The organism is Nitrospirota bacterium, from assembly GCA_040752355.1.
In the GTDB taxonomy this organism is placed as follows: domain Bacteria; phylum Nitrospirota; class Thermodesulfovibrionia; order Thermodesulfovibrionales; family Dissulfurispiraceae; genus JBFMCP01.
Genome location: JBFMHE010000007.1, coordinates 35,312 through 57,337, shown reverse-complemented (window position 1 = coordinate 57,337; position 22,026 = coordinate 35,312). Strand labels below are relative to the sequence as shown.

Annotated in this window: 25 protein-coding genes and 1 tRNA gene; 17 read left to right on the top strand and 9 right to left on the bottom strand. The window is 59.5% G+C overall.

The features are described from left to right. Positions 1-168: 168 nt before the first annotated feature. The gene (locus tag AB1805_06720) at positions 169-1,575 is read right to left on the bottom strand and encodes an NAD-dependent malic enzyme (GenBank protein ID MEW5745110.1); all 1,407 of its coding nucleotides are present in this window, start codon (positions 1,573-1,575) and stop codon (positions 169-171) included. Between the two features lie 209 nt (positions 1,576-1,784). On the opposite strand from AB1805_06720, the gene sdhA reads away from it, so the two are divergent. The 14 genes from sdhA to AB1805_06650 all read left to right on the top strand — a co-directional run bounded on the left by sdhA (position 1,785) and on the right by AB1805_06650 (position 13,547). Then, a complete protein-coding gene (sdhA, locus tag AB1805_06715) occupies positions 1,785-3,509 on the top strand; it encodes a succinate dehydrogenase flavoprotein subunit (protein MEW5745109.1) in 1,725 nt (574 codons plus the stop codon). A 148-nt stretch (positions 3,510-3,657) separates the two neighbouring features. Continuing rightward, positions 3,658-4,377 (top strand): succinate dehydrogenase iron-sulfur subunit, encoded by a 720-nt coding sequence (locus tag AB1805_06710; protein ID MEW5745108.1) that lies wholly within the window; start codon positions 3,658-3,660, stop codon positions 4,375-4,377. A gap of 50 nt (positions 4,378-4,427) precedes the next feature. Then, positions 4,428-5,621 (top strand): ABC transporter substrate-binding protein, encoded by a 1,194-nt coding sequence (locus AB1805_06705; protein MEW5745107.1) that lies wholly within the window; start codon positions 4,428-4,430, stop codon positions 5,619-5,621. A 94-nt stretch (positions 5,622-5,715) separates the two neighbouring features. Beyond that, positions 5,716-6,645, top strand: a complete 930-nt coding sequence (locus AB1805_06700; protein ID MEW5745106.1) for a branched-chain amino acid ABC transporter permease — start codon at positions 5,716-5,718, stop codon at positions 6,643-6,645. After that, complete coding sequence (locus AB1805_06695; protein MEW5745105.1) at positions 6,642-7,628, top strand: branched-chain amino acid ABC transporter permease; 987 nt, start codon at positions 6,642-6,644, stop codon at positions 7,626-7,628. Before AB1805_06700 ends, AB1805_06695 begins: the two co-directional genes overlap by 4 nt. Beyond that, positions 7,625-8,347, top strand: coding sequence for an ABC transporter ATP-binding protein (locus tag AB1805_06690; protein ID MEW5745104.1), 723 nt, complete (start codon positions 7,625-7,627; stop codon positions 8,345-8,347). The genes AB1805_06695 and AB1805_06690 overlap by 4 nt, the downstream gene beginning before the upstream one ends. Continuing rightward, entirely contained in the window at positions 8,340-9,044 is a 705-nt protein-coding gene (locus tag AB1805_06685) for an ABC transporter ATP-binding protein (protein MEW5745103.1), read from the top strand. The genes AB1805_06690 and AB1805_06685 overlap by 8 nt, the downstream gene beginning before the upstream one ends. A gap of 87 nt (positions 9,045-9,131) precedes the next feature. Beyond that, positions 9,132-9,776, top strand: a complete 645-nt coding sequence (locus tag AB1805_06680) for a CBS and ACT domain-containing protein (GenBank protein MEW5745102.1) — start codon at positions 9,132-9,134, stop codon at positions 9,774-9,776. Then, complete coding sequence (sdhC, locus tag AB1805_06675; protein MEW5745101.1) at positions 9,776-10,123, top strand: succinate dehydrogenase, cytochrome b556 subunit; 348 nt, start codon at positions 9,776-9,778, stop codon at positions 10,121-10,123. Before AB1805_06680 ends, sdhC begins: the two co-directional genes overlap by 1 nt. A gap of 5 nt (positions 10,124-10,128) precedes the next feature. After that, complete coding sequence (sdhD, locus tag AB1805_06670) at positions 10,129-10,443, top strand: succinate dehydrogenase, hydrophobic membrane anchor protein (protein ID MEW5745100.1); 315 nt, start codon at positions 10,129-10,131, stop codon at positions 10,441-10,443. A gap of 6 nt (positions 10,444-10,449) precedes the next feature. Beyond that, a complete protein-coding gene (gene rsfS / locus AB1805_06665; GenBank protein ID MEW5745099.1) occupies positions 10,450-10,965 on the top strand; it encodes a ribosome silencing factor in 516 nt (171 codons plus the stop codon). 104 nt (positions 10,966-11,069) lie between these two features. Continuing rightward, on the top strand, positions 11,070-11,534 hold the full coding sequence (locus AB1805_06660) for a 23S rRNA (pseudouridine(1915)-N(3))-methyltransferase RlmH (protein ID MEW5745098.1): 465 nt from the start codon (positions 11,070-11,072) through the stop codon (positions 11,532-11,534). Beyond that, the gene (locus tag AB1805_06655; GenBank protein ID MEW5745097.1) at positions 11,534-12,847 is read left to right on the top strand and encodes a tetratricopeptide repeat protein; all 1,314 of its coding nucleotides are present in this window, start codon (positions 11,534-11,536) and stop codon (positions 12,845-12,847) included. The genes AB1805_06660 and AB1805_06655 overlap by 1 nt, the downstream gene beginning before the upstream one ends. Continuing rightward, entirely contained in the window at positions 12,828-13,547 is a 720-nt protein-coding gene (locus AB1805_06650) for an RNA ligase partner protein (protein MEW5745096.1), read from the top strand. The genes AB1805_06655 and AB1805_06650 overlap by 20 nt, the downstream gene beginning before the upstream one ends. A 144-nt stretch (positions 13,548-13,691) precedes the next feature. Here AB1805_06650 and AB1805_06645 read toward each other — a convergent pair whose 3' ends face one another. Both AB1805_06645 and AB1805_06640 read right to left on the bottom strand, forming a co-directional pair. Continuing rightward, positions 13,692-14,075 carry a PA2779 family protein gene (locus tag AB1805_06645; GenBank protein MEW5745095.1) on the bottom strand — a complete coding sequence of 128 codons (384 nt, stop codon included), beginning with the start codon at positions 14,073-14,075 and terminating at the stop codon, positions 13,692-13,694. A 257-nt stretch (positions 14,076-14,332) separates the two neighbouring features. Then, a tRNA-Leu gene (locus AB1805_06640) sits at positions 14,333-14,419 on the bottom strand. A gap of 222 nt (positions 14,420-14,641) precedes the next feature. Here AB1805_06640 and AB1805_06635 point away from each other — a divergent pair. Further along, on the top strand, positions 14,642-16,399 hold the full coding sequence (locus tag AB1805_06635; protein ID MEW5745094.1) for a glutamine--tRNA ligase/YqeY domain fusion protein: 1,758 nt from the start codon (positions 14,642-14,644) through the stop codon (positions 16,397-16,399). A gap of 58 nt (positions 16,400-16,457) precedes the next feature. On the opposite strand, the gene AB1805_06630 is transcribed toward AB1805_06635, so the two are convergent. Beyond that, the gene (locus AB1805_06630; protein ID MEW5745093.1) at positions 16,458-16,775 is read right to left on the bottom strand and encodes a c(7)-type cytochrome triheme domain-containing protein; all 318 of its coding nucleotides are present in this window, start codon (positions 16,773-16,775) and stop codon (positions 16,458-16,460) included. A gap of 13 nt (positions 16,776-16,788) precedes the next feature. Next, positions 16,789-17,367 carry a peptide-methionine (S)-S-oxide reductase MsrA gene (gene msrA / locus AB1805_06625; protein MEW5745092.1) on the bottom strand — a complete coding sequence of 193 codons (579 nt, stop codon included), beginning with the start codon at positions 17,365-17,367 and terminating at the stop codon, positions 16,789-16,791. Positions 17,368-17,612: 245 nt separating this feature from the next. Here msrA and AB1805_06620 point away from each other — a divergent pair, with 245 nt between their 5' ends. Continuing rightward, positions 17,613-18,170: a hypothetical protein gene (locus tag AB1805_06620; GenBank protein MEW5745091.1), complete on the top strand. Its 558-nt coding sequence runs from the start codon at positions 17,613-17,615 to the stop codon at positions 18,168-18,170. 22 nt (positions 18,171-18,192) lie between these two features. Here AB1805_06620 and AB1805_06615 read toward each other — a convergent pair whose 3' ends face one another. Both AB1805_06615 and AB1805_06610 read right to left on the bottom strand, forming a co-directional pair. Further along, positions 18,193-18,840, bottom strand: coding sequence for an ABC transporter substrate-binding protein (locus tag AB1805_06615; GenBank protein MEW5745090.1), 648 nt, complete (start codon positions 18,838-18,840; stop codon positions 18,193-18,195). A gap of 113 nt (positions 18,841-18,953) precedes the next feature. Beyond that, complete coding sequence (locus AB1805_06610) at positions 18,954-19,202, bottom strand: helix-hairpin-helix domain-containing protein (protein MEW5745089.1); 249 nt, start codon at positions 19,200-19,202, stop codon at positions 18,954-18,956. Positions 19,203-19,386: 184 nt separating this feature from the next. On the opposite strand from AB1805_06610, the gene AB1805_06605 reads away from it, so the two are divergent. Then, entirely contained in the window at positions 19,387-20,262 is an 876-nt protein-coding gene (locus tag AB1805_06605; GenBank protein ID MEW5745088.1) for an RluA family pseudouridine synthase, read from the top strand. Positions 20,263-20,406: 144 nt separating this feature from the next. Here the strand turns inward: AB1805_06605 and AB1805_06600 are convergent, their stop codons facing one another. Both AB1805_06600 and gltX read right to left on the bottom strand, forming a co-directional pair. Further along, on the bottom strand, positions 20,407-20,598 hold the full coding sequence (locus AB1805_06600; protein ID MEW5745087.1) for a Trm112 family protein: 192 nt from the start codon (positions 20,596-20,598) through the stop codon (positions 20,407-20,409). Position 20,599: 1 nt separating this feature from the next. Beyond that, positions 20,600-22,009 (bottom strand): glutamate--tRNA ligase, encoded by a 1,410-nt coding sequence (gene gltX / locus AB1805_06595; protein ID MEW5745086.1) that lies wholly within the window; start codon positions 22,007-22,009, stop codon positions 20,600-20,602. Positions 22,010-22,026: the final 17 nt, after the last annotated feature.

Here is a 22,026-nt window from a genome sequence, read left to right as displayed (position 1 = left end):
GAAGGAAGAGTGAAGGGAATGACAATACCCTCCATGGTGCGAAGTTCTACCGGCAAGTCGTAAAACTCTTTAAACCTACTCCCGAGAAACAGCAGGGTGAACGCGTCAATCGAAACGCCCGAAAGAGCATCGTCTCTTCCGGGCGTTTGATTTTCTATGGAGTAAGGTTTAATGCCGCGCCAGGCCTGTCCTCTTTGCCGTCTCGGCAACGGCATGGGCGACGGCGGGGATTACCTTGCGGTCGAAGATGCTCGGGATGATGTAGTCCTCGTGCAGCTCGTCGTCCTTCACCATGTGGGCGATCGCCTGGGCTGCGGCGAACTTGATTTCTTCGTTCACGCCTTTCGCCTTCACATCGAGCAGGCCCCTGAAGATGCCCGGGTAGCTGAGCATATTGTTTATCTGGTTCGGATAGTCGGAGCGGCCTGTTGCGAGCACCCGCACGAGGGGCAGCGCTTCCTCGGGAGATACCTCGGGCTCGGGGTTGGCGAGGGCGAAGACGATCGGCTCCTTCGCCATTTTCCGTATGTCGTCGGGAGCAATGACGTTGGGGACCGAGAGGCCGAGGAAGACATCCGCGCCCTTCAGGGCATCGGCAACGCTGCCTTTGAGCTTTCTCGGGTTCGTCATCTTCGCGAGGGCCTTCTTATACGGATTCATGTCCGCCTTCCTTCCTTCGTAAAGAGCGCCCGCTCGGTCGCAGACGACGATATCCCTGATTCCGTATTTCGCAAGCATCAGGGCGTTCGCCATGCCCGCTGCGCCGGCGCCGGAGATGACGATCCTGAATTTTTTTATGTCCCTCTTTATCAATCTCGCAACATTGATGAGCGCAGCGAGAACGACGACAGCGGTGCCGTGCTGGTCGTCGTGGATGATCGGGATATCGCAGAGCTTCCTGAGCCGTGTCTCGATCTCGAAGCAGCGGGGCGCGGAGATGTCTTCGAGGTTGACCCCGCCGAAGGGCGTCGAGATGTTCTTGACGATCGAGATGATCTCCTCGGTGTCCTTCGTCTTGAGGGCGATAGGGAAGGCGTCGATGCCGGCGAACTCCTTGAAGATCATCGCCTTGCCTTCCATCACCGGCATTGCCGCCTCAGGACCGATGTCGCCGAGGCCGAGCACTGCGGTGCCGTCGGTGATGACGGCGACCGAGTTTCCTTTTATCGTATAGCGATAGACGTGCTCGGGGTTTTCGTGGATGTCCCTGCAGACCCGAGCAACGCCCGGGGTGTAGACTTTCGAGAGGTCGTTCCTGTCCCGCACCGGGATCCTGGCGCGCACCTCGATCTTGCCCCCTTCGTGGGCGGTGAAGGTGCGGTCCATGACGCGGAGGACCTTCACCCCGTCGATATTCCTGATTGCGCGTACGATCTTCTTCTCGTGCTCCTCGTCGCGGGCATTGACCGTGATGTCCCTGACGATCTTGCCTTTCTCCACCCTTACGATATCGATAGAGCCGAGGTCTCCTCCTGCATTGCCTATGGTGGTGGCGATCTGCGCGAACATGCCGATACGGTTTTCTATCTCCGCTCTTATGGTAAGGCTGTAACTCGGACTCGGGACATGTGGCATGGGGACCCCCTTTGCGAAGCTTATTGCCATTTTGCTGCCAATAAACGACCTAATTCAATCGGTTATATAATTAACAAATGATTACAAACAGTTTCAGGCATTATAGTTTTCCCTCTCCCGGTTAGTCAATATGGATTTTTTCGGTTGAAATGTGTAATTATGTACCTGCTTACGCTTTTGTATGGCGGGGGGAACGCAGAAGAGGGGTTATGACCCACGATTTTGACACGCTCGTCATAGGTGCAGGACTCGCCGGTCTGAGGGCAGCCATCGAGGCCTCCCGGCACGGCTCGGTGGCGGTCATAACCAAATTATACCCTACCCGTTCCCATTCAGGCGCAGCCCAGGGAGGCATCGGCGCAGCCCTCGGCAACGAGGAGCCCGACTCCCCTGAATGGCATTTCTACGATACCACCAAGGGCAGCGACTTTCTCGGCGACCAGGATGTCATTCAGGTCATGTGCGAGGACGCTATCCGTACCATCGTCGAGCTCGAGCATCTCGGCGTCCCCTTTTCCCGGACGCCTGAAGGCAAGATCGCCCAGCGGCGGTTCGGCGGCCACACCAGGGAGTTCGGCGCTGCCCCGGTGCGCAGGGCATGCTACTCTGCCGACAGGACGGGCCATGCCATCCTCTTCGCGCTCTATGAGCAGAGCGAATTGCAGGGCGTCACCTTCTTCCCCGAATTCCAGGTCCTCGATATCGTCATCGAAAACGGACGGTGCTCGGGGGCGATAGCCCTCCATCTCAAGACCGGCGAGCTTCATGTCTTTATTGCCAGGGCGACCCTCGTCGCTTCAGGCGGCTACGGGAGGATTTTCAAGACCACCTCCAATGCCATCGCGAGCACCGGCGATTGTCTGAGCATCCTCTTCAACAGAGGAATCCCGCTCGAGGATATGGAGTTCTTCCAGTTCCATCCGACGGGACTGTACGGCCTCGGCATACTGATCACCGAGGGGGCGCGGGGCGAGGGCGGCATCCTGCTCAATGACAAGGGCGAACGGTTCATGGAGCGCTATGCGCCGACGATCAAGGACCTCGCTCCCCGCGATATGGTCTCGCGGGCGATCATGACCGAGATCCGCGAGGGCAGGGGGATCGGCGGCAGGGACTACGTCCATCTCGACCTCAGGCATGTGGACAGAAAGATCATCGAAGAGCGGCTGCCCGAGATCTCGACCTTCTGCAAGATCTATATGGGCATCGATCCGGGCGAAAAACCGATCCCCGTGCTCCCGACAGCGCACTATGCCATGGGCGGCGTCCCGACCGACGTGGACGGCAGGGTGCTCAAGGACGAAAAAGGCGCAGTGGTGGAAGGTCTCTACGCTGCCGGTGAATGCGCCTGCGTCTCGGTGCACGGCGCCAACAGGCTCGGCTGCAACTCCCTGCTCGATACCGTGGTGTTCGGGCGGCGGGCGGGAATGGCGATCGGCAGCTTTATCAAACAGGCAGACAAGGGAACAATCGCCGCAGGCGAGGTCGATACGGTAAAAGACGGCATCGATGCGCTCCTGAACAGGAAGAATGGCGAGCAGGCAGGAGCGGTGAGGAGCGCATTCCAGGCCTTGATGATGGACAAGTGCTCGGTCTACAGGAATGAGGCCGACCTTGCCGATCTCATACAGGAGCTCCGGCCGTATAGAGAGCGGGCCGGAAGGCTGGGCATCAAGGATAAGGGCAAGACCTTCAACACCGAGCTGCTCGAAGCGATCGAGCTCGGGCACCTCATCAACCTGGGAGAGGCGATCGCCGGCTCGGCCCTGCAGCGGGAAGAGAGCAGGGGCGCGCACTCCCGCGAGGACTATCCCGGACGGGATGACAACGCCTGGCTCAAGCATACCTTTGCCTTCAAGACTGAACGGGGCATCGACTTCAGGTTCAAGCCCGTGACCGTAACCCGGTTCCAGCCGGTCGAGAGGAAGTACTGATGAGGCAAATTCCAAACTCCAAACTCCAAATTCCGAACAAACGCAAAACTCCAAACACAAAGAAGAAGTGTCTTTGCTGGAATTTAAGATTTGGAATTTGGATTTTGTTTGGAGTTTGGAGTTTGGGACTTGGTGCGTGGAGTCTGATGTGACGGAACAGTATATCTTCAGAATAAGAAGGTTCGATCCGGAAAAGGACACTGCGCCGCGGTGGGACGAATTCCGCCTCGAGATGGATCCCGCGCAGCGGGTGCTTGATGGATTGATCACAATAAAGGATGAATCGGACGGCAGCCTGACCTTCCGCCGCTCCTGCGCCCACGGCGTCTGCGGCTCCTGCGCCATGAAGATCAACGGCAGGAACGGCCTCGCCTGCCAGACGCTCATCAAGGACGTTCCTCTCGCGGGAGACTCGACCATCGTGCTCGAGCCCCTTCCGGCGCTTCCGGTCATCAAGGACCTCGTTGTCGATATGGAGCCCTTCTTCGCAAAGAACCAGGAGGTGGCGCCGTATCTCATCAATAAGGAGACGCCGCCCGAGCGCGAGCGGCTGCAGAGCCCCGAGGACCAGCAGAAGATCCTCCAGTCTATCACGTGCATCATGTGCGGCTCCTGCACCTCCTCCTGCCCGAGCTTCTGGGCCGACAAGGAGTATCTCGGCCCCTCGGCGCTCCTGAAGGCGTACCGGTTCATTTTCGATACGAGGGACAGGGCGGTGGACGAACGGCTCGAGAGCGTCACGCGGCTGCATGGCCTGTGGCGGTGCCATTCCGTATTCAATTGTGTCGAGGTCTGCCCGAAAGAGATCGACATCACCGGGCATATAGCGAAGCTGAAGAGGCTTGCCGTAAAGAAGAAGCTGGGATAGGACGGCGGGCAGGCGAGCAGGGATAAACACTTTGTGAAGAGGAGGAGAGGATGGAGCGTTTAAGACACTTATCGGTGCTCGTGATGGTTATGGCGGTGCTCTTTGCAGCAGAGGTCTTCGCTGCGGAGCCGCTGCGGCTGGCAATTCCCCTTCCCCTCACCGGCGGACAGGCGAAGTTCGGTGAGATGATGAAGCGGTCGTACGAAATGGCTGCCGAGGAGATCAACGCAAAGGGCGGCGTCAGAGGCAGGAAGCTGGCGCTGGAGTTCGAGGACTCCTCGGCAAAGCCCGAGATCGCCAGGGCGATCGTCGAGAAGCTGATCGACGTGAAGAAGCAGCCCATCATCATCGGCGAATATACGTCGGCCTGCGCCAAGGCGGTCGCCGCGGTCGCCGAAGAGCGCAAGACCCCGTACGTGGTGGTGGCGAGCGCCGCCGATGAGATCACCCAGCAGAAGTACAAGTATGTCTTCCGCATGAACCCGCCCAACGCGCACTATTCCGACGGGCTCATGTCCTACTTCAAAGAGGTCGTCAAGCCGGCGACTATGGCGATCATCTACGAGAGCTCAGACTTCGGGAGCTCCAGCGCCAAGGATATGGTGAAGAATGCCGAAAGGGCGGGCATCAGAGTCCTGGTCAACGAGAAGTACGAAAAGGGCGCGGTCGATTTCAGGCCGATCCTTTCGAAGGTGAAGGCCGCGAACCCGGATGTCATCTTCATGGTGTCCTACGTCATGGATGCGGCGCTGCTCATGCGCCAGATCAAGGAGCTCAGGGTCGACGCGAGGCTCTTCGCCGGCGGCGCGGCGGGCTTCGACATCCCCGAGTTCGTCGATAATGCGAAGGATGCCGCTGAATACGTCGTGACGGCGACGCTCTGGACGCCGCAGCTCACGTTCAAGGGCGCCAGGGAGTATGCCGCGAAGTTCAAGAGCAAGTACGGCGACTTCCCCTCCTATCACGGCGCATCGGCCTATGCGACGGTCTATGTGGTGAAGGACGCGCTCGAAAGAGCGAAGAATCTTACGCCCGACGAGATCAGGGCGGCCCTGAAGGCGACGAAGATGGAGACCGCCTTCGGCCCCGTGCAGTTTGCCGATAAGGAAGGTTTCCAGAACCAGAATTTCACCGATACCTATGTGCGCCAGGTGATCAAGGGCGAGCACGAGACGATCTGGCCCGCCGCCTACGCGACGCAGAAGTATATATTCCCCATCCCGAAATGGAGAGAGAGAAGGTAGCGGTGAACCCCGTAATAGATGAACAACTGAATCTTCGGCTGCCCTCCCCCGCTGCGAGGCGGGGGAAGGCGGGCCGTACAAGGAGGGCGCGGCAATGACAGCGCCGCAGGTGGAAGTTCTTTTGCAGACACTCATCGCCGGGCTGCTGCTCGGGGGCCTCTATGCGCTGATCGGCATCGGCATGACCCTGATCATGGGCGTGATGAAGATCATCAACCTCGCCCACGGCGAGCTGATGATGGTCGCCATGTTCATTGCCTACTGGCTCTTCACGCTCCTGCAGATCGATCCCTACGTGAGCGTGTTCATTGCGGCGCCGGTGCTCTTCGTCATCGGCGTTCTCCTCCAGAAGTTCCTGATCACGCCGGTGCTCAAGGTCGACTCGATCCTGCCCGAGAACCAGGTCATCCTCACGGTCGGCATCGGCATGGTCCTCTCGAACCTGGCGACGCTCCTCTTCAAGTCCGACTACCGCTCGGTCTCGGTCGAGTACGCCTCGCAGGCCTGGTATCTCACCGACTACTGGAAAGACGCTCCCATCGAGCTCTCCCTCTCCTTCGCATGGGCGGTATCCTTTCTCATCGCCCTCGTCATCACGGCGGTGCTCTGGTTCTTTCTGACGAAGACCGACACCGGCAAGTCGGTGAGGGCGACGGCGCAGGACCTTCATGCCGCGCTGCTCATGGGCGTGAATGTGAATAGAATGCGTATGCTGAGCTTCGGCATCGGCGCTGGGCTCGTCGGCGCAGCGGGCTGCCTCTTCATCCCGATCTATTACCTCTATCCCGCTCTCGGCGGGCAGTTTACGCTCATCGCCTTCGTCATCACCATCCTCGGCGGGCTCGGCTCGACGGTGGGGGCGATCATCGGCGGCGTGATCCTCGGCATCTTCGAATCCATGACCGCCACCTATGTCGGGATGGGATGGGCGCCGGTAGGGAGATTCGTCATCTTCGTGGCGGCCCTCATCTTCCTGCCCGGCGGGGTGGCATCCCTCCTGCGAAAGAGGAGGGTGGGAAAATGAAGCGCTCTCTGCCGCTCATCATACTCGGGCTGCTCGGGCTCACCCCCCTGCTGGGGCTGAGCTCCTATATAATGCATATCCTGATCATCTTCATCATGTGGTCGGTCATCGGCATGTCCTGGAACCTCCTCGGCGGCTACTGCGGCCAGGTCTCTTTCGGCCATGCGGCGTTCTTCGGTCTCGGCGCATACACCGCGGGGATTCTGTACCACCACGCCGGTATGTCCTCATGGTGGGGGCTGCCGTTCAGCATCGTCTTCGTCGCGGGCTTTTCTCTCGTGATCGGCTTCATCGTCCTCAGGCTGCGGGGACCCTACTTCGCCCTCGCCACGCTCGCGATGGGCGAGGTGCTGCGCGTATCCGCCGAAAACCTCACCTGGCTCACCCAGGGCGACATGGGTATCATGCTCCAGCAGAGGACCTGGGTCGGAAAGGTCCAGTATTACTACATCATACTCGGCATCGCTGCGCTGACCTTCTTCCTCGTCAAGAAGGTGATCGAGTCCAAGCTCGGCTACTACTTCGTCGCGATCCGCGAGGACCAGGACGCCGCCGAATCGCTGGGCATCAATACGACCTTTTACAAGACGATCGCCCTCTGCCTCAGCGCGGTGCTCACCGGCGTCGCCGGCGCCTTCTATACGAACTACATGGGGTATATCGACCCGAAGGTCGTCTTCGCGCTCCACGACATCTCGATCGTCACCATCATGGTCGTCATGGTCGGCGGCGTCGCCACCTATTGGGGGCCGGCGGTGGGCGCGGTCATCATGATACTGCTCGCCGAGGTGGTGCGCTCCATCCCGAAGCTGGGCGCAGCGCATCACACCCTCTTCGGCGTGCTGCTTATCGTGATCATCATCTTCCTGCCGAACGGCATTACCGGTGACTTCGGCAGACTGAAAAAAATGTTCGGATTACGGAACGGAGCTGACGTGGATAAATTGAAGAGGCTCCTCGGGTTCGGGAGGTCTTCGTCATGAGCATGCTCGACGTCAAGGGAGTCTCGATGTTCTTCGGAGGCCTCGCTGCCATCAACGGCGTCTCCTTCTCCGTAGAGAAAGGAGAGATCGTGGGGCTCATCGGACCCAACGGAGCGGGCAAGACGACGCTCTTCAATGTCATCGACGGCTTCTACAGGCCGTCGCGGGGCGAGGTCCTGTTCAAAGGGGAAACGATCTCGGGGCTGAAGCCCCACCAGATCTGCAAGCGCGGTATCGCGCGGACTTTCCAGGTGGTCAAGCCCCTGCAGCGGATGACGGTGCTCGACAACGTCATCGCCTCCTCCTTCCTGCGGGTCAAGACCAAGGCCCAGGCCGAGGAGCGGGCGGTCGAGACCCTGCGGTTCACCGGGCTCCACGACGACCGGGACGTGATCTCGAGGGGGCTTCCCCTCGGCAAGAGAAAGCGGCTCGAAATCGCACGGGCCCTGGCGACAGACCCCGAGATGCTGCTGCTCGATGAATCCTTCGCAGGGCTGAACCCCTCGGAGCTGAACGAGTCGATCGAGATCATAAAGAAGATAAAGGCCCGGGGCATCACGATCATGATCATCGAACACCACATGAAGGTCATCATGTCCATTTCCGACCGCATCGTGGTGCTCAACTACGGCGAGAAGATCGCCGAAGGAACACCGAACGATATCGGCAACAACCCGCTCGTTATCGAAGCGTATCTTGGAGAGGCCCAGCATGCTTGAGATACAGGGAATCGATGTCTTTTACGGCGATGTACAGGTCGTCTGGGAGGTTTCGTTCGGGGTGCGGCAGGGAGAGATCGTCGCCCTCGTCGGCGCCAACGGCGCCGGGAAGTCGACCATCCTGAAGACCGTCTCGGGCATCCTGCGGCCCCGGCGCGGCGCAGTGGAGTTCAACGGTGCGCCGATCCATGTGGTCGAGCCCTACCGGCTCATCGAGCAGGGAATTGCCCATGTCCCCGAAGCGCGGCGGCTCTTCGTCGAGATGACGGTCGAGGAGAACCTGGATATGGGAGCCCTGAAGGGCGCAGCGAGGAGGGAGCGGGAAAAGAGCAAGGAGATGGTGTTTGCGCTCTTTCCCCGGCTGAAGGAGCGGCGGCGGCAGCTCTCCGGCACCCTGAGCGGGGGCGAGCAGCAGATGCTCGCCGTGGGGCGAGGCCTGATGTCGAAGCCGAAGCTCCTGATGTTCGATGAGCCGTCGCTCGGCCTCGCCCCGATCCTCGTCAGAGAGATTTTCAATGTCATAACGAAGATCCGTCAGGAAGGGACGACGGTCCTTATCGTCGAACAGAATGTGAAACAGACGCTCTCTGTCGCGGACCGGGCGTACGTGCTCGAAAGCGGCAGGATCGTGCTCGAGGGCACGGGGACAGCGCTCCTCGGCGACGAGCATGTGAGGAAGGCGTATCTTGGAGTATAAAATCCTCAATCCTAAGCACGAAATGCTAAACGTTTTGTTTCGGATTTAGGAATTCGGATTTAGGATTTTACCTTTTGGAGGTGGCGTATGTTCGTCTCGGATTGGATGACGAAGAGGGTCTATACGGTAAGTCCCGATGACAGTGTCTCGGATGCGGTGAAGATAATGAAGGAGCGTAAGATAAAGCACCTGCCGGTGGTGAAGGGCGACCGGCTGAAGGGGATGCTGTCCGACAGGGATATAAAGGAGTTTACGCCTTCTTCGGCCACGAGCCTCGACATCTACGAGCTCCACTATCTCCTCGCGAAGACCAGGATCAAGGAGATCATGACCGCGGACGTCATCACCACGGCGCCGGACACCCCCGTGGAAGAGGCGGCGATGACCATGCACGACCGCAGGATCGGCTGTCTGCCCGTCGTGGAGAGCGGCAGGCTCGCCGGCATTATTTCGGACCGGGATATCTATCATGCGCTCATCGATATCACCGGCGTGCGCCACGGAGGCCACCGGGTATCCCTGCTGATCGAGGACCGGCCGGGCTCGATCAAGGAGGTTGCCGATATCATCAGGAAATACGGCTTCCAGCTCCAGAGCATCCTTACGTCCTACGAGGGGGTCAGGCAGGGCTATCGCGCCATTGTGATCCGGACGGCCGGCAAGGGCAGCTTTATCGGACTCAAGAACGAGATCGAAAAGAAGTACAAGAACGCGAGGGTGATAAAAGGCTGATGCGGTACAAGCTCACTGCCGGATCGTCGGCGTGGATCGTTCACCGGCTGACCGGAGTCCTGCTCACGCTCTATGTTTTCGTTCACCTCTATGTGCTGAGCCATCTCAAGGACCCGGTACAGTACGAGGCGCTCATGGGACTCATGAAGCATCCCCTGGTCCGTTTGAGCGAGGTGGGGCTGCTCGGCCTGGTGGTCGCCCACTCTTTTAACGGGATACGCCTCGTCCTCCTCGACCTCGGCGTGCCGACCCGGCTCCAGAAAAAGCTGTTCTGGGCGGCGGTCGTCATCGGAGGCCTGCTTTCGGTTTTTGGCGCGATTCCCTTCGTTATCGGAGGCGCCCATTGAGGGGGGTGCTGGGCTGGCTTCTCCAGCGGGTGACCGGGGTGCTGCTCGTGGCAGGCCTCGCGGTCCATTTCTTCGTGATGCACTACAGCGGCGCCGGCCAGATCGGCTACGAGGCGGTAGTGCAGCGCCTCTCGAACCCCTGCTGGAAGGCCTTCGATATGCTCTTCCTCGTTGCGGCCGTGTACCACGGCTTCAACGGGCTGTGGGGTATGGCGATAGAGTATGTACGGTCGGCGGGCCTGCTGAAGCTGCTCCAGGTCGCTCTCCTCGTGACCTCGACCCTGCTGATCGCCGCGGGGATATATATCCTGACCTCGTAGGCTGGTCTGGCAGGCCAAGTCCTGAATTCCGAACCTGAAATCCGAAATCCTGCCTTCAAAGATCGTTGCGAAAGGGTTGCGAGGTCGGGATTTAGAGTTTCGCATCCCCCCGAGTACGCTCCCCTTTTTAATTCTGCTATAATATCCACAAAAAAGAGGAAAGGAGCAACGCTCATAGAAAGCATAGAGAAGGCGGAACTGGCGGCCCGGGCCGCGCTCGACAAGAAGGCAAAGGATCCCGTTATCCTCGAACTGAAAGGTCTTACCGTTATCGCCGATTACTTTATTATCTGTTCCGGCGAAAGCACTACCCAGGTCAAAGCAATAGCCGATCACGTGCAGGAGGTGTTGCGCAAAGAGGGAGAGAAGCCGCTGGGCGTTGAGGGAACGGACTATGCCCACTGGGTGCTCCTGGACTACGGCGATGTGATCGTGCATGTTTTCGAAGCCGAAACGAGGGCGTATTACGAGCTCGAAAAGTTCTGGCTCGATGCGCCGAGAATAACGGTAAAGGACAAGTAAGAGGTAAGAAGTAAGAGGAAGGGGGAGCTTAAGGGATATCCTTTATTCTGGCTCCTGTTTTTACTTCCTACTTCTCGGTTCTCGCTTCTCACTTCCTACTTGTTATGATGAGGATACGGATACTCTGGGTGGGCAGGACGAGAGAGCGGTGCCTCGAGGAGGGGATCAGCCGGTACCTCATGCTGCTCCAGCCGCTCTGCCGGGTCTCCGTTGTCGAGATACGGGAGGAGAAGGGAAAGGACAGGGAGCGCTCGCGAGCTGCCGAGGCGGAGCGGATCGTGAAGCAGACCGCTTCGTATATACTGCTCGATGAGCGCGGCAAGGAGTTCAGCTCTCCCGGGTTCGCCCGTTTCATTCAGGAGAGGTGGCAAGAGACGTTGCAGGAGAAGGGAGCAGTGGATTTCGTCATCGGGGGCCCTTTCGGCGTCGCCGATGAGATAAGAGAAAAGGCGACGGCCGTTATCGCCCTCTCGCGCATGACCTTCACGCATGAGATGGTGCGGCTGATCCTCCTCGAACAGCTGTACCGGGCAATGACCATATTAAAGGGTAAGGAGTATCATCACTGATGGGAAAGTTCTCGATTCTGCTGTTTTTAGTCCTCCTCCTGGCGCTCGGGCTCTTCGCCATGGAGAACAAGGGCACCTTCGTGGTAAAAGTTCCCTTCGGCAATCTCTACGAAGTTTCGAAGACCGCGCTGATGGTCTTTACCACCATCACGGGCGCCCTGGTGATCCTCTTTATCTTTTTTATCCGCGACACGAAACGCATCATCGATAACCTGCAGGCCCAGAAGCGGCAGCGGCGAGGCGAGCGGATCGAAGCTTTTTATGCCAAGGCCCTCAACGCGGTGCTCGGCAACAAGGATGAAGAGGCGAAGGATGCCCTGGGGAGCATTCTGAAGGAGGACCCCGAGCATGTCGAGGCCCTGTTGAGAATGGGCGATATCGCCTTCGGCAACGAGGATTACAAAACCGCCCTGGAGTACTACAAGAAGGTGAAGGACATCAATCCGGCCAACCTGCAGGCGCTCCTTTCGATGGAGACCGTCTTCGAGCGGATGAAACGCTCCGACGACGCCCTGAGGTATACGGAGGAAATTCTCGATCTCGATGCCGAGAACCTGACCGCCCTCTGCCGGAAGCGGGCGCTCCTCGAAGCGAAGGAGGAGTGGGACAGTCTCCTCTCGCTCCAGAAGACGATCATCAAGCTCGAACAGAATGAGAAGGAACGCCAGAAGGAGGAGCACCGCCTCCTGGGATATAAGTATGAATACGCCCGGGCGAGCCTCGAAAACGCCCATCTCGAAAAGGCGGAAAAGGCCTTCAGGACGCTGCTGAAGATGGACAGCACGTTCATCCCCGCCTATCTCGGGCTCGCCGAGGTGATGCTGACCAAGGGAGAGGCGGAGGAGGCGATCAACTTCCTCGAAAAGGGGTATGAGCAGCTCAGCTCGGTCATCCTCCTCGCACGGCTCGAGGATCTCCTGATCAGTGTCGGCGAGCCGGGGAGATTGATCCGCATTTACAAGAACGCCATGGCGAGGAGTCCCCAGGATAACCGGCTTAAGTTCCTCCTGGGGAAGCTCTACTACCGTCTCGAGATGGTCGATGACGCCCTCGAGATGCTCAACACCATCGATGCCAGCGCCTTCTCCATTCCCGAGTTCTACAGCCTCAGGGGAGAGCTCTACCTGAAGAGAAAGCAGACCGCCCAGGCAGTGGAGGAGCTCAGGAGGGCCTGCGGCATCCGCCAATCACTCATCATTCCCTACTGCTGCACGAACTGCGGGCTCAAGGCCGCGGATTGGTCGGGACGCTGCCCGGGCTGCAAGGAATGGAATACCTATCGTCTCGATTTCTATGGCACCTGCAAGGCATAACAGCAACACTGAGGAGCAGCAGGGCGGAAGCGCGGGAGAGGGAAAGAGCAGGAAGAAGTCTTCGGCATCGACCCGCCGGCGGGCGTCGGCGCGCACCCCGTTAAAGGTGGTCCTGGACACGAGCCTCTTCGTGAATCCCGATGCGAGGACGACCCTGGGAAGGACGCCGACAGAGGCGCTCGAGACCTTTCTCTTCCTTGCCGCCCAGATCCACATCCTCGACTTCTATATGCCGCCCTCGATCTTCGAGGAGCTCATGCATTTTGTCGAGCGGGACAGGATATCCGGCGACCTGCTCGTCGTGCTCCACCAGAAGCCGCCCAAGAAGCATGAGCTCACCTGTCCCGGGTTTCTCCTGTACGAGCTGATCGAGGATATGCGGGACCGGGTCAACAAGGGGCTGCGCCTCGCCGAAAAGGCGGTCAGAGCCGCGGAGCACAAGAAGCCCGACGAGATCATCCAGGACCTGCGCAAGAAATACCGCGAGGCGCTCCGCGAGGGTATTATCGACAGCAAGGAGGATGTGGATCTCCTGCTCCTCGCCATGGAGCTCGACGCCTTGCTCGTCTCCGCCGACCAGGGGCTCGTACGGTGGGCGGAAAAGCTTGGCATTCGGTGGCTCTTTCCCGAGAAGTTCAGGGAGTACCTGATGAGCGCCATCAAGAGGACCAAACTTCTTTCCCCGCACGAAGGAGCATGAGGTCGAGGCGGAGGGGAGTCCCTGGCCTTTCCCCAGGTCTCGGACATCAGGCCACAAGCCCGGACTCCGGCCTTAACCTCAAACCCGCAGAAGACCCTCCTCTGCGTTCGTAAAGCGCCGGGACAGCTCTCCTGGTGCGAAAGACTACTTCACCAGGACCTTGTGCCCTGTCAGGTAGAGGACTGCCCAGACGACTGCCGCGATGATGATGAGCACCACGACAACGCTCCAGAAATCACCTCCCACCTGCAGCTGATCCAGATTGAGGGCGAGCTCGTGCATCTGCTGGTCGCTGAGCTGCGCCAGGCGCGCCCGGATCTCCTCAGGGGTGTACCCCATCTGCGCGAGCCGCTCCTGTACCATCTTGGTCTCGAGTACGCCCTGGATCTTCTGGAGATCGGCATTCCTGTCGATCTGGTGCAGCATCGCCGGCGACGGCGAAAAGGCGGCGTCGACCCGGGGGGCTATGCCAATGACGAACATCGCGACCACAAGGTACCATGCAACCGTTTTCATGAAGGGACCCATACGCTTTTACCTCCTTTTTGGTGCGCCGTTAATACGAGACGGGCGGACGAGACCGGCAGGGACGGTGATTACGCTGCCGCAGCAACAGGGGAGCGACGGGCTTTGCAGGGCAGGGCGGCTGTCTTTGTTCCTCTACCTAAGACTTACCATAAAAATAGGGTGGTGTCAAACGATGCTCTTTCCGCCAGGGCGAGAGCAGTTGGAGAGTGCCGTTCTTACTGCTGCGGAGGAATGACGGCGGGTACCGGGAAAAAAGGTGGTGCCGAAGGCGGGACTCGAACCCGCACGGCCTTGCGACCACTAGACCCTGAACCTAGCGCGTCTGCCAGTTCCGCCACTTCGGCACTATACGTACAGCGTTCACCGCGTCTATCGCGCTTATAGCGTTCTTTACGCTATAACGCTGAACGCGATAAACCCCATAACGTTCTATTGTACCATAAACCACCTGAAGTATAGGTAGCGCCGGGCGGCCTTTTCCGGCCGCACCGGGCGATATGGTAAAATAAACCGTTGACCATTGCTTTGAAAAACAATAAGAAAGTCTGATCAGAGGTACAGTAATGATGGAACTGCCGAAACCGGATAAAAAGATACAGGAACAGGAGGCTGCCCCCGGCCCTGCGCCGGCGCCGAATTTCATTCGGGCCCTTATCGAACAGGATACGAGTACGGGAAAATACGGCGGGCGGCTGATGACCCGCTTCCCCCCGGAGCCGAACGGCTATCTGCATATCGGGCATGCCAAGTCCATATGCCTCAATTTCGGCCTTGCCGCAGAATTCGGCGGCCTCTGCAACTTCCGTTTCGACGACACCAACCCGAGCAAAGAGGAGGTGGAGTATGTCGAGTCGATACAGGAGGACGTGCATTGGCTCGGCTTCGATTGGGGTGACCGGCTCTACTATGCGTCGGACTATTTCGAGCGTCTCTACGACCATGCCGTACAGCTTATCAAGGCGGGCAGAGCGTACGTCTGCGACCTTACGGCGGAGCAGATCCGGGAGTACCGCGGCACTCTCACCGCCCCCGGCAGGGAGAGCCCTTGCCGGAACCGCACGGTGGAGGAGAACCTCGACCTCTTCGGGCGCATGCGGAACGGGGAGTTCGAGGACGGTTCCCGCACGCTCAGGGCAAAGATCGATATGGCCTCGGGCAATATCAATATGCGCGACCCGGTCATGTACCGCATCAAGAAGGAGCACCACCACCGCACCGGCGACCGGTGGTGCATCTATCCCATGTACGACTGGGCGCACGGCCTGTCGGACTCGTACGAGGGCGTTACGCACTCGCTCTGCACGATGGAGTACGAGGATCACCGGCCGCTCTATGACTGGTTCCTCGATGAGCTGAAGGTGTACCACCCGCAGCAGATCGAGTTCGCCCGTCTCAATCTCAGCCATACCGTGCTGAGCAAGCGGAAGCTGCTGAAGCTCGTGAACGAGGGATATGTGGAGGGCTGGACCGATCCCCGGATGCCGACCCTGGCGGGCATGCGTCGGCGCGGCTTCACGCCTGCGGCTATCAGGAACTTCTGCGAGCGCATCGGCGTGGGCAAGAAGGAGAGCCTCGTCGATAGGGCGCTCCTCGAGTTCTGCGTCAGGGAGGACCTGAATAAACGGGCGCCCCGGGTGATGGGTGTCCTCAGGCCGCTCAAGGTGGTGATCGACAACTACCCCGAGGGGCAGGTGGAGCATCTCGATGCGGTGAATAACCCCGAGGACCCCGCTGCAGGGACACGGAAGGCGCCGTTCTCGAGGGAGCTCTACATAGAGAGAGAGGACTTCATGGAAGACCCGCCGAAACAGTTCTTCCGCCTCGCACCGGGCCGCGAGGTGCGGCTGCGCTACGCCTACTTCATCACCTGCCGGAGCGTGGAGAAGGACGCCGACGGCGAGGTCGTAGCGCTGCACTGCACGTACGACCCCGCAACCCGTGGCGGCGACGCGCCCGACGGCCGCAAGGTCAAGGCAACGCTCCACTGGGTCTCGGCCCCCCACGCGGTCGAGTCGGAAGTGCGGCTCTACGATACCCTCTTCACGAGAGAGAATCCGAACGACACGGAAGAGGGCAAGGACTTCACCGACTACCTCAATCCCCGGTCCCTCGAAGTCCTCACGTCGGCGCGGCTCGAACCGAGCCTCAAGGAAGCGAAGCCGGGCGACACGTTCCAGTTCGAGCGTCTGGGCTATTTCTGTGTGGATCCGGTCGATTCCGCTGCCGGGCGGCCGGTCTTCAACCGTACCGTTACCCTGAAAGACGAGTGGGCAAAGCTCCAGAAGGCGGGCCAGAAGCCGGGTTCAAAGATGGAAAGGAAGTAAAGGAGACCCGGGGCGGGCAGAACAGTGCAGCGGGGATGCGCTCAAGCAATGAAAGGGCCTACTCCCAGGTGTGGCACCTGATGCAGTTCTCGGGTCTCTTCGCAGGAAAGGCCTCTCCGTCATCGTGGCAGGCGCCGCAGTGCTCCCCGGCGTTGATCTCCGCCATCTTCATCCTGGCCGATGTCTTTTTCATCAGGAACGGCGAGGGATGGCAATCGGAGCAGCCGTATCCCCTCGCAGCGTGGAGCGTGCCGTCGAAGTGGACGATACTGCCCCCCGCCTTCCATTCGAGCGTCCTCCCCACGGGAACGGCGTCTGCTGCGGAAAAAAACGCGGCGCTGAGGAACAGCGCGAAACAGATCTGCAGTGGTCGCATAATTACCCTCTCCCTATTTCTTCGGCCCCTTTCCCCACAGCATCTTCAGGAAGTCCTCTCTCCCCGACCCCGAGAGGTACAGTTTATACCGGAAAGGGTTCTTTTTGTAATAGTCCTGGTGATACTCTTCGGCAGGGTAGAATTTCGATGCCGGGACGATTTCGGTGACGAGGGGCTTGGTGAATCTGGCCGACTGTTCGAGCCGCTCCTTTGACGCCTCGGCCAATCTCTTTTGTTCCTCGGTATGGTAGAAGATCGCGGTCCGGTACTGGCTCCCGACATCCGCAAACTGCCGGTTCCGCACCGTGGGATCGATCAGCTGCCAGAAGACCTCGAGCAGTTCGGTATAGGAAACCTGCGAGGGATCGTAGACGATCTCGATGGCCTCGGCGTGCCCCGTTGTCCCTGTCGAGACCTCCTCATAGGTGGGGTCCTCCGTATGACCGCCGGTATAGCCGACGGTGGTGGATACCACGCCCTTGAGCTTATCGAAGGGGGATTCCATGCACCAGAAACAGCCGCCGGCAAAGGTCGCCTTTTCGAGCTTTTCTCGAGGAGCGCCGGCCTCTTTCCGTTCCGCTGCGGTATCCATGCCCGTCCTGTCCCTTTGGAATAAGGCATAATAATGAGAGATGGAGAAGACTGTCTCTATTACAATTATAGCAGGGAGAAGCATCGGTCGTATAAAGAATCCCCGTTTACCTGCGCATACCTTCCCCGGCGTGAAGATTCATGACGAGTTTCCGATAACTATGGAAAGAAACACCGTGCAGCAAGCGGGCAGCATGCCCGGAGGAGCGGATCCGGGCGGCGCAGAGGCTGCCGGGAGGAGAGGGTATGGGAGAGATCGTTCCGTTCAGGCGCACGAGAGGCAAGACCATCTCGCCCGAAGGAGACTTCACCGGGATACTGAAGGATGTGGTCGAGATCGGGAGGGAATCGCTGGGCGCCGAGGTGAACGGCGTCTTCCTGATGAACGTCGATTTCGAGAGCATGCTGAAGGCGAAGATCGGCTCATTCATCATCGAGCATAAGCTCATCACTGCAGACCTGTTCCGCTGCGGCCTGTATGTCGCACACCTCCTGAGCGAGACCCTCTCGAGAGAGATCGGCAGCTGCTATGTGACGGATTATTATATTCAGGGATTTGAGAGGGGAGACCCCGCGATCCTGCAGCAGGGCGCCGACCTCTGCTGTCTTCTCTGCATCCTCTTCGAGGAGCGGCGCACCTGGCGGATGATGAAGAAAGGCGATTACGCAAAAATGGGAATGCAGCTTTACTCCCTCTATTACGCAAAGACGAAGAGACCCATCGGCTGGTGCATGAGCAGGAACTTCGAACCGATCACCGCCATTACCAGGAAGTGCATAGAGGGACTCGACCGGGAGCACTGAAGAGCGGCGGAGGGCGGGTGTGTTACGGCTTCTCCTCGGGCTCTTTGAAGCTCTTGGCCCTCAAGCGCTTCAAGAGATCTTCATAAGAGCCGGAGCGGATGATCTGGCTGAACTGTTTCCGGTAGTTGTTTACCAGGCTCACCCCCTCGATATACACATCATAGACTTCCCATTTCTCGTTCTTCCTGAGGAGCCGGTAGTCGAGGCGCACCTCCTTGCCGCCTTTGGTGACCACGGCGGTCCGGACGAGGGCGTAGGAGCCCTCGGTGCGCTCGTCCAGGTAGACTACTTTATCCTCGACATGCTCTTTTATCTTGCTCTCATGCTGCTCCAGCTTGCGCAGGTAGACATCTTCGAGCAGGTCTTTGTAGAGGGAGACGAATTCGCGCTGCTCCTCCGGCGTCCTCTTGCTCCAATGGAGGCCCAGTGACCGTTTCGACATCTCCTCGAAATCGAATCTCCCCTCCACAATGGTACGGAGCCGGGCATTGCGCTGTTTCTTCTTTTCCGGTTTGTTGAGGTCCCTGTCCTTGAAGACGCTCCGGATCTGTTCAACCGTCTGCCGGACCTGTTCGGTAGCCTCCCCGGCCCCTGCAGCCGGGACATACCCGAAGCAGAGCAGAACGAACGCAACGAGCGCCGCACTCCTGGTCGCCATTCTCTGCTGCATAACGCTGCCTCAGCTCCTTCCCGGTAACGATGATATCAGGCCGGACGCACCGGCGTGTATTCAGTGTAGCATTATGAAGCGGTCGGGTACAAACGGGAGAGGGCGAGCCCCGGTCAGTCGTGAATCTGTTCTCCTTCTTCGGCGATGCCGCCCAGGGTGGCGCCGCTGTTTTTCAGATCGTCGATAATGATGTCCGAAAAGCCGGGGACGGCGTGCAGGTCTTCCCAGCTCTTGAACGAGCCGTGCTCATTGCGGTAGCTGACAAGGGCCTCTGCCCGCTCTTTGCCGAGCATCGTCAGGTGGGCCAGCTCCGGCGCTGCTGCGATATTGATGTTGACCACACGGGTCGTGGTTTCGGTCATGGGCGTTCCTCCTTGCGCGTGCTGTTACCGGCGAACCGGATCGCGACGGGAGAGGCGCTGCAGGCGAACGCGGGCAACCGTGGTGAAGATCGGAACAGAACGCAGGGATAGCGTGGCGTCATCTCCCGGTATCTTATCTCAAGGATAAGGGAACAGGGGAAATTGTCAAGAACGTGCAGCGGGCATGGACCGGGCAAGAGAATGGTACAATAACAGTATGCGCATACAATCGAAAGACAAGTTTGTCGTGAAGACGACGGTCACGACCGCAACGAACGAGACGGTCAGCGACTTCCTCGCCGCCCGCTCGGGCCTCTCGAAGACGAAGGTCAAAGAGGCGATGAACAAGGGGGCCGTCTGGGTGCGGAAGAAGAAGAGCGGGCTGAAGCGGATTCGGCGCGCGACCGCGGCGCTCGCTCCCGGCGACTACCTGGAGCTGTACTACGACGATAAAGTCCTTTCGGCAGCACCGCCGCAGGGTGTATTATTAAGCGACCGGCAGCACTACAGCATCTGGCTCAAGCCCCCGGGACTGATGTCCCAGGGCACCATGTACGGCGACCACTGTTCGCTCGTGCGGCAGGCCGAGGTGCGCTTCGGACCCGGCCGCGATACTTTCCTCGTCCATCGCCTCGATCGCGAGGCCTCGGGTGTTATGCTCCTGGCGCACAGCAGGGAGGCGGCGGCAAGACTCTCCGAGCTCTTCCGGAAGCACCGCATCGTCAAGGGGTATCGTGTCGAGGTGCTCGGCAGCCTTGGCAAAAAGGGAACAAAGGAGATTATCGAGCTGCCCCTCGACGGCAAGCCGGCGAGGACCGAGTACGAGGTGGTGCGCTACCGTCCTGAAAGCGATACCACGGAGGCGAAGGTGGTCATCACTACCGGACGGCTCCACCAGATCCGGCGCCACTTCGACATGATCGGCCATCCTGTAATGGGCGACCCCAAATACGGGACCGGCAACAAGAACACGGAAGGCATGCGCCTCACCGCCGTCTCGCTCCGTTTCCCCTGCCCCTTCCAGGACAGAGAGGTCGAGTTCACGGCGCCCGAGCTGTGAACGGAGCATCGTGCCGTCTCCTCAACCGCGGGGTCTCTCGTCATCCGCAACGCGATAAACCCGACAAGCGCGATGAACGCAATAACGCTACAAACGCTGCAACGCAATAACGCTATAACGCAATAACGCTATAACGCTATAACGCTATAACGCGCCCGCTTCGTCGATGAGCATTACGGGGATGCCCTCCCTGACCGGGTAGAGGAGCTTGCAGGCATCGCAGATCAGCGCAGCTTCAGCTCCGCTCTGGTCGTCCGCTGCCGCTTCGCGGTAAACAAGGTCGCCCTTGCATTTCGGGCAGGCGAGTATATCGAGCAGTTCTTTTGACAGCGCCATTTTATCCTCCTGAAGCGGCTCGTGACAATCTCTTGAGCACTTTATCCTTTCCGACGATCTCGATCACCTCGAAGATGCCGGGGCTCGCGGTGCCGCCGGTGAGGGCGACCCGCACCGGCTGGGCGATTGCCCCGAGCTTGACGCCGTGCTTTTCGGCGAGGGCGAGGAACACCTTCTCGACCTCGGGAGCGGTAAAGTCGGTGAGGTCGGAGAGCATCCGGCTCAGCTCGGCGAGCAGCGAGAGCGCTTCGGGCTTCAGGAACTTCTCCCGGGCCTTGGGATCGATATCGACATAATCGAGAAGATAGTAGCGCATCTGGCCGGCCAGCTCGACCAGGGTCCGCGACCGCTCCTTGAGCGATGCCACTGCCCTGGCGAGCCACGCCCGGTCGAGCTCCCCTCCCGCGGTGACGACGCCCTCCTGTACGAGAAAAGGGACCACCAGCTCCGCCAGCTCCCCGGCGTCTGCGTTGTTTATGTACTGGCTGTTGAGCCACAGGAGCTTCTCGGGATTGAACACCGCTGCGGACGACCCGACGCTCTCGAGCGAGAAATAGCGGACGAGCTCTTCCAGGGTAAAGACCTCCTGGTCTCCGTAGGACCAGCCGAGCCGCACGAGGTAATTGACCAGCGCGTCGGGAAGGTAGCCCATATCTTTGTAGGCCATCACCGACGTAGCGCCGTGCCGCTTGCTGAGCCGCGCCTTGTCGGAGCCGAGTATCATGGGGAGATGGGCGAACTCGGGGACCTCCCATCCGAACGCCTTGTAGATATGGATCTGCTTGGGGGTGTTGTTGACATGGTCGTCGCCCCTGATGACATGGGTTATCTTCATATCGATATCGTCGACGACCACGACGAAGTTATAGGTCGGCGTACCGTCGGAGCGGAGAACGATCATATCCTCGAGGACGCTGTTGTCGAACTCGATGGTCCCTTTTATGAGGTCCTTCACCGCGGTCTGCCCCTCCTGGGGCATCTTGAAGCGCACCGCCGCAGCACGTCCCGGCATCGGCTCGGTGAGCAGCCTGCACCGGCCGTCGTACTTCGGGGTCCTCCCCTGGGCGAGCGCTTCCTGCCGCCGCTGCTCGAGCTCTTCGGGCGTACAATAGCAGTAATAGGCCTTATGCTCCCCGAGCAGCCGTTCTACATAGCTCCGGTAGAGGTCGAACCGCGCGGTCTGGCGGAACGGTCCCTCGTCCCAGTCGAGCTTCAGCCACGTCATACCCTCGATAATGGCTCCGATGTACTCTTCGGTGGAGCGGGTGGTATCGGTATCCTCGATCCTGAGAATGAACGTCCCCTGGTGATGGCGTGCAAACAGCCAGTTGAACAGTGCGGTTCGTGCGCCGCCGATGTGCAGATGCCCTGTCGGACTCGGCGCGAATCTGACGCGTACAGAACGGCCCAAGCAAGCCTCCTCGTAAT

Coding starts and splice junctions, on each gene's coding strand:
- AB1805_06695 (MEW5745105.1), top strand. CDS start 6,642: ATGAAGCGCTCTCTGCCGCTCATCATACTCGGGCTGCTCGGGCTCACC.
- AB1805_06605 (MEW5745088.1), top strand. CDS start 19,387: ATGGACCGGGCAAGAGAATGGTACAATAACAGTATGCGCATACAATCG.
- AB1805_06660 (MEW5745098.1), top strand. CDS start 11,070: ATGATGAGGATACGGATACTCTGGGTGGGCAGGACGAGAGAGCGGTGC.
- AB1805_06690 (MEW5745104.1), top strand. CDS start 7,625: ATGAGCATGCTCGACGTCAAGGGAGTCTCGATGTTCTTCGGAGGCCTC.
- AB1805_06620 (MEW5745091.1), top strand. CDS start 17,613: ATGGGAGAGATCGTTCCGTTCAGGCGCACGAGAGGCAAGACCATCTCG.
- AB1805_06685 (MEW5745103.1), top strand. CDS start 8,340: ATGCTTGAGATACAGGGAATCGATGTCTTTTACGGCGATGTACAGGTC.
- AB1805_06680 (MEW5745102.1), top strand. CDS start 9,132: ATGTTCGTCTCGGATTGGATGACGAAGAGGGTCTATACGGTAAGTCCC.
- sdhA (MEW5745109.1), top strand. CDS start 1,785: ATGACCCACGATTTTGACACGCTCGTCATAGGTGCAGGACTCGCCGGT.
- AB1805_06705 (MEW5745107.1), top strand. CDS start 4,428: ATGGAGCGTTTAAGACACTTATCGGTGCTCGTGATGGTTATGGCGGTG.
- AB1805_06700 (MEW5745106.1), top strand. CDS start 5,716: ATGACAGCGCCGCAGGTGGAAGTTCTTTTGCAGACACTCATCGCCGGG.
- AB1805_06610 (MEW5745089.1), bottom strand. CDS start 19,202: ATGACCGAAACCACGACCCGTGTGGTCAACATCAATATCGCAGCAGCG.
- AB1805_06600 (MEW5745087.1), bottom strand. CDS start 20,598: ATGGCGCTGTCAAAAGAACTGCTCGATATACTCGCCTGCCCGAAATGC.
- AB1805_06720 (MEW5745110.1), bottom strand. CDS start 1,575: ATGCCACATGTCCCGAGTCCGAGTTACAGCCTTACCATAAGAGCGGAG.
- msrA (MEW5745092.1), bottom strand. CDS start 17,367: ATGGATACCGCAGCGGAACGGAAAGAGGCCGGCGCTCCTCGAGAAAAG.
- AB1805_06655 (MEW5745097.1), top strand. CDS start 11,534: ATGGGAAAGTTCTCGATTCTGCTGTTTTTAGTCCTCCTCCTGGCGCTC.
- AB1805_06650 (MEW5745096.1), top strand. CDS start 12,828: ATGGCACCTGCAAGGCATAACAGCAACACTGAGGAGCAGCAGGGCGGA.
- sdhC (MEW5745101.1), top strand. CDS start 9,776: ATGCGGTACAAGCTCACTGCCGGATCGTCGGCGTGGATCGTTCACCGG.
- AB1805_06630 (MEW5745093.1), bottom strand. CDS start 16,775: ATGCGACCACTGCAGATCTGTTTCGCGCTGTTCCTCAGCGCCGCGTTT.
- AB1805_06615 (MEW5745090.1), bottom strand. CDS start 18,840: ATGCAGCAGAGAATGGCGACCAGGAGTGCGGCGCTCGTTGCGTTCGTT.
- AB1805_06645 (MEW5745095.1), bottom strand. CDS start 14,075: ATGGGTCCCTTCATGAAAACGGTTGCATGGTACCTTGTGGTCGCGATG.
- AB1805_06635 (MEW5745094.1), top strand. CDS start 14,642: ATGGAACTGCCGAAACCGGATAAAAAGATACAGGAACAGGAGGCTGCC.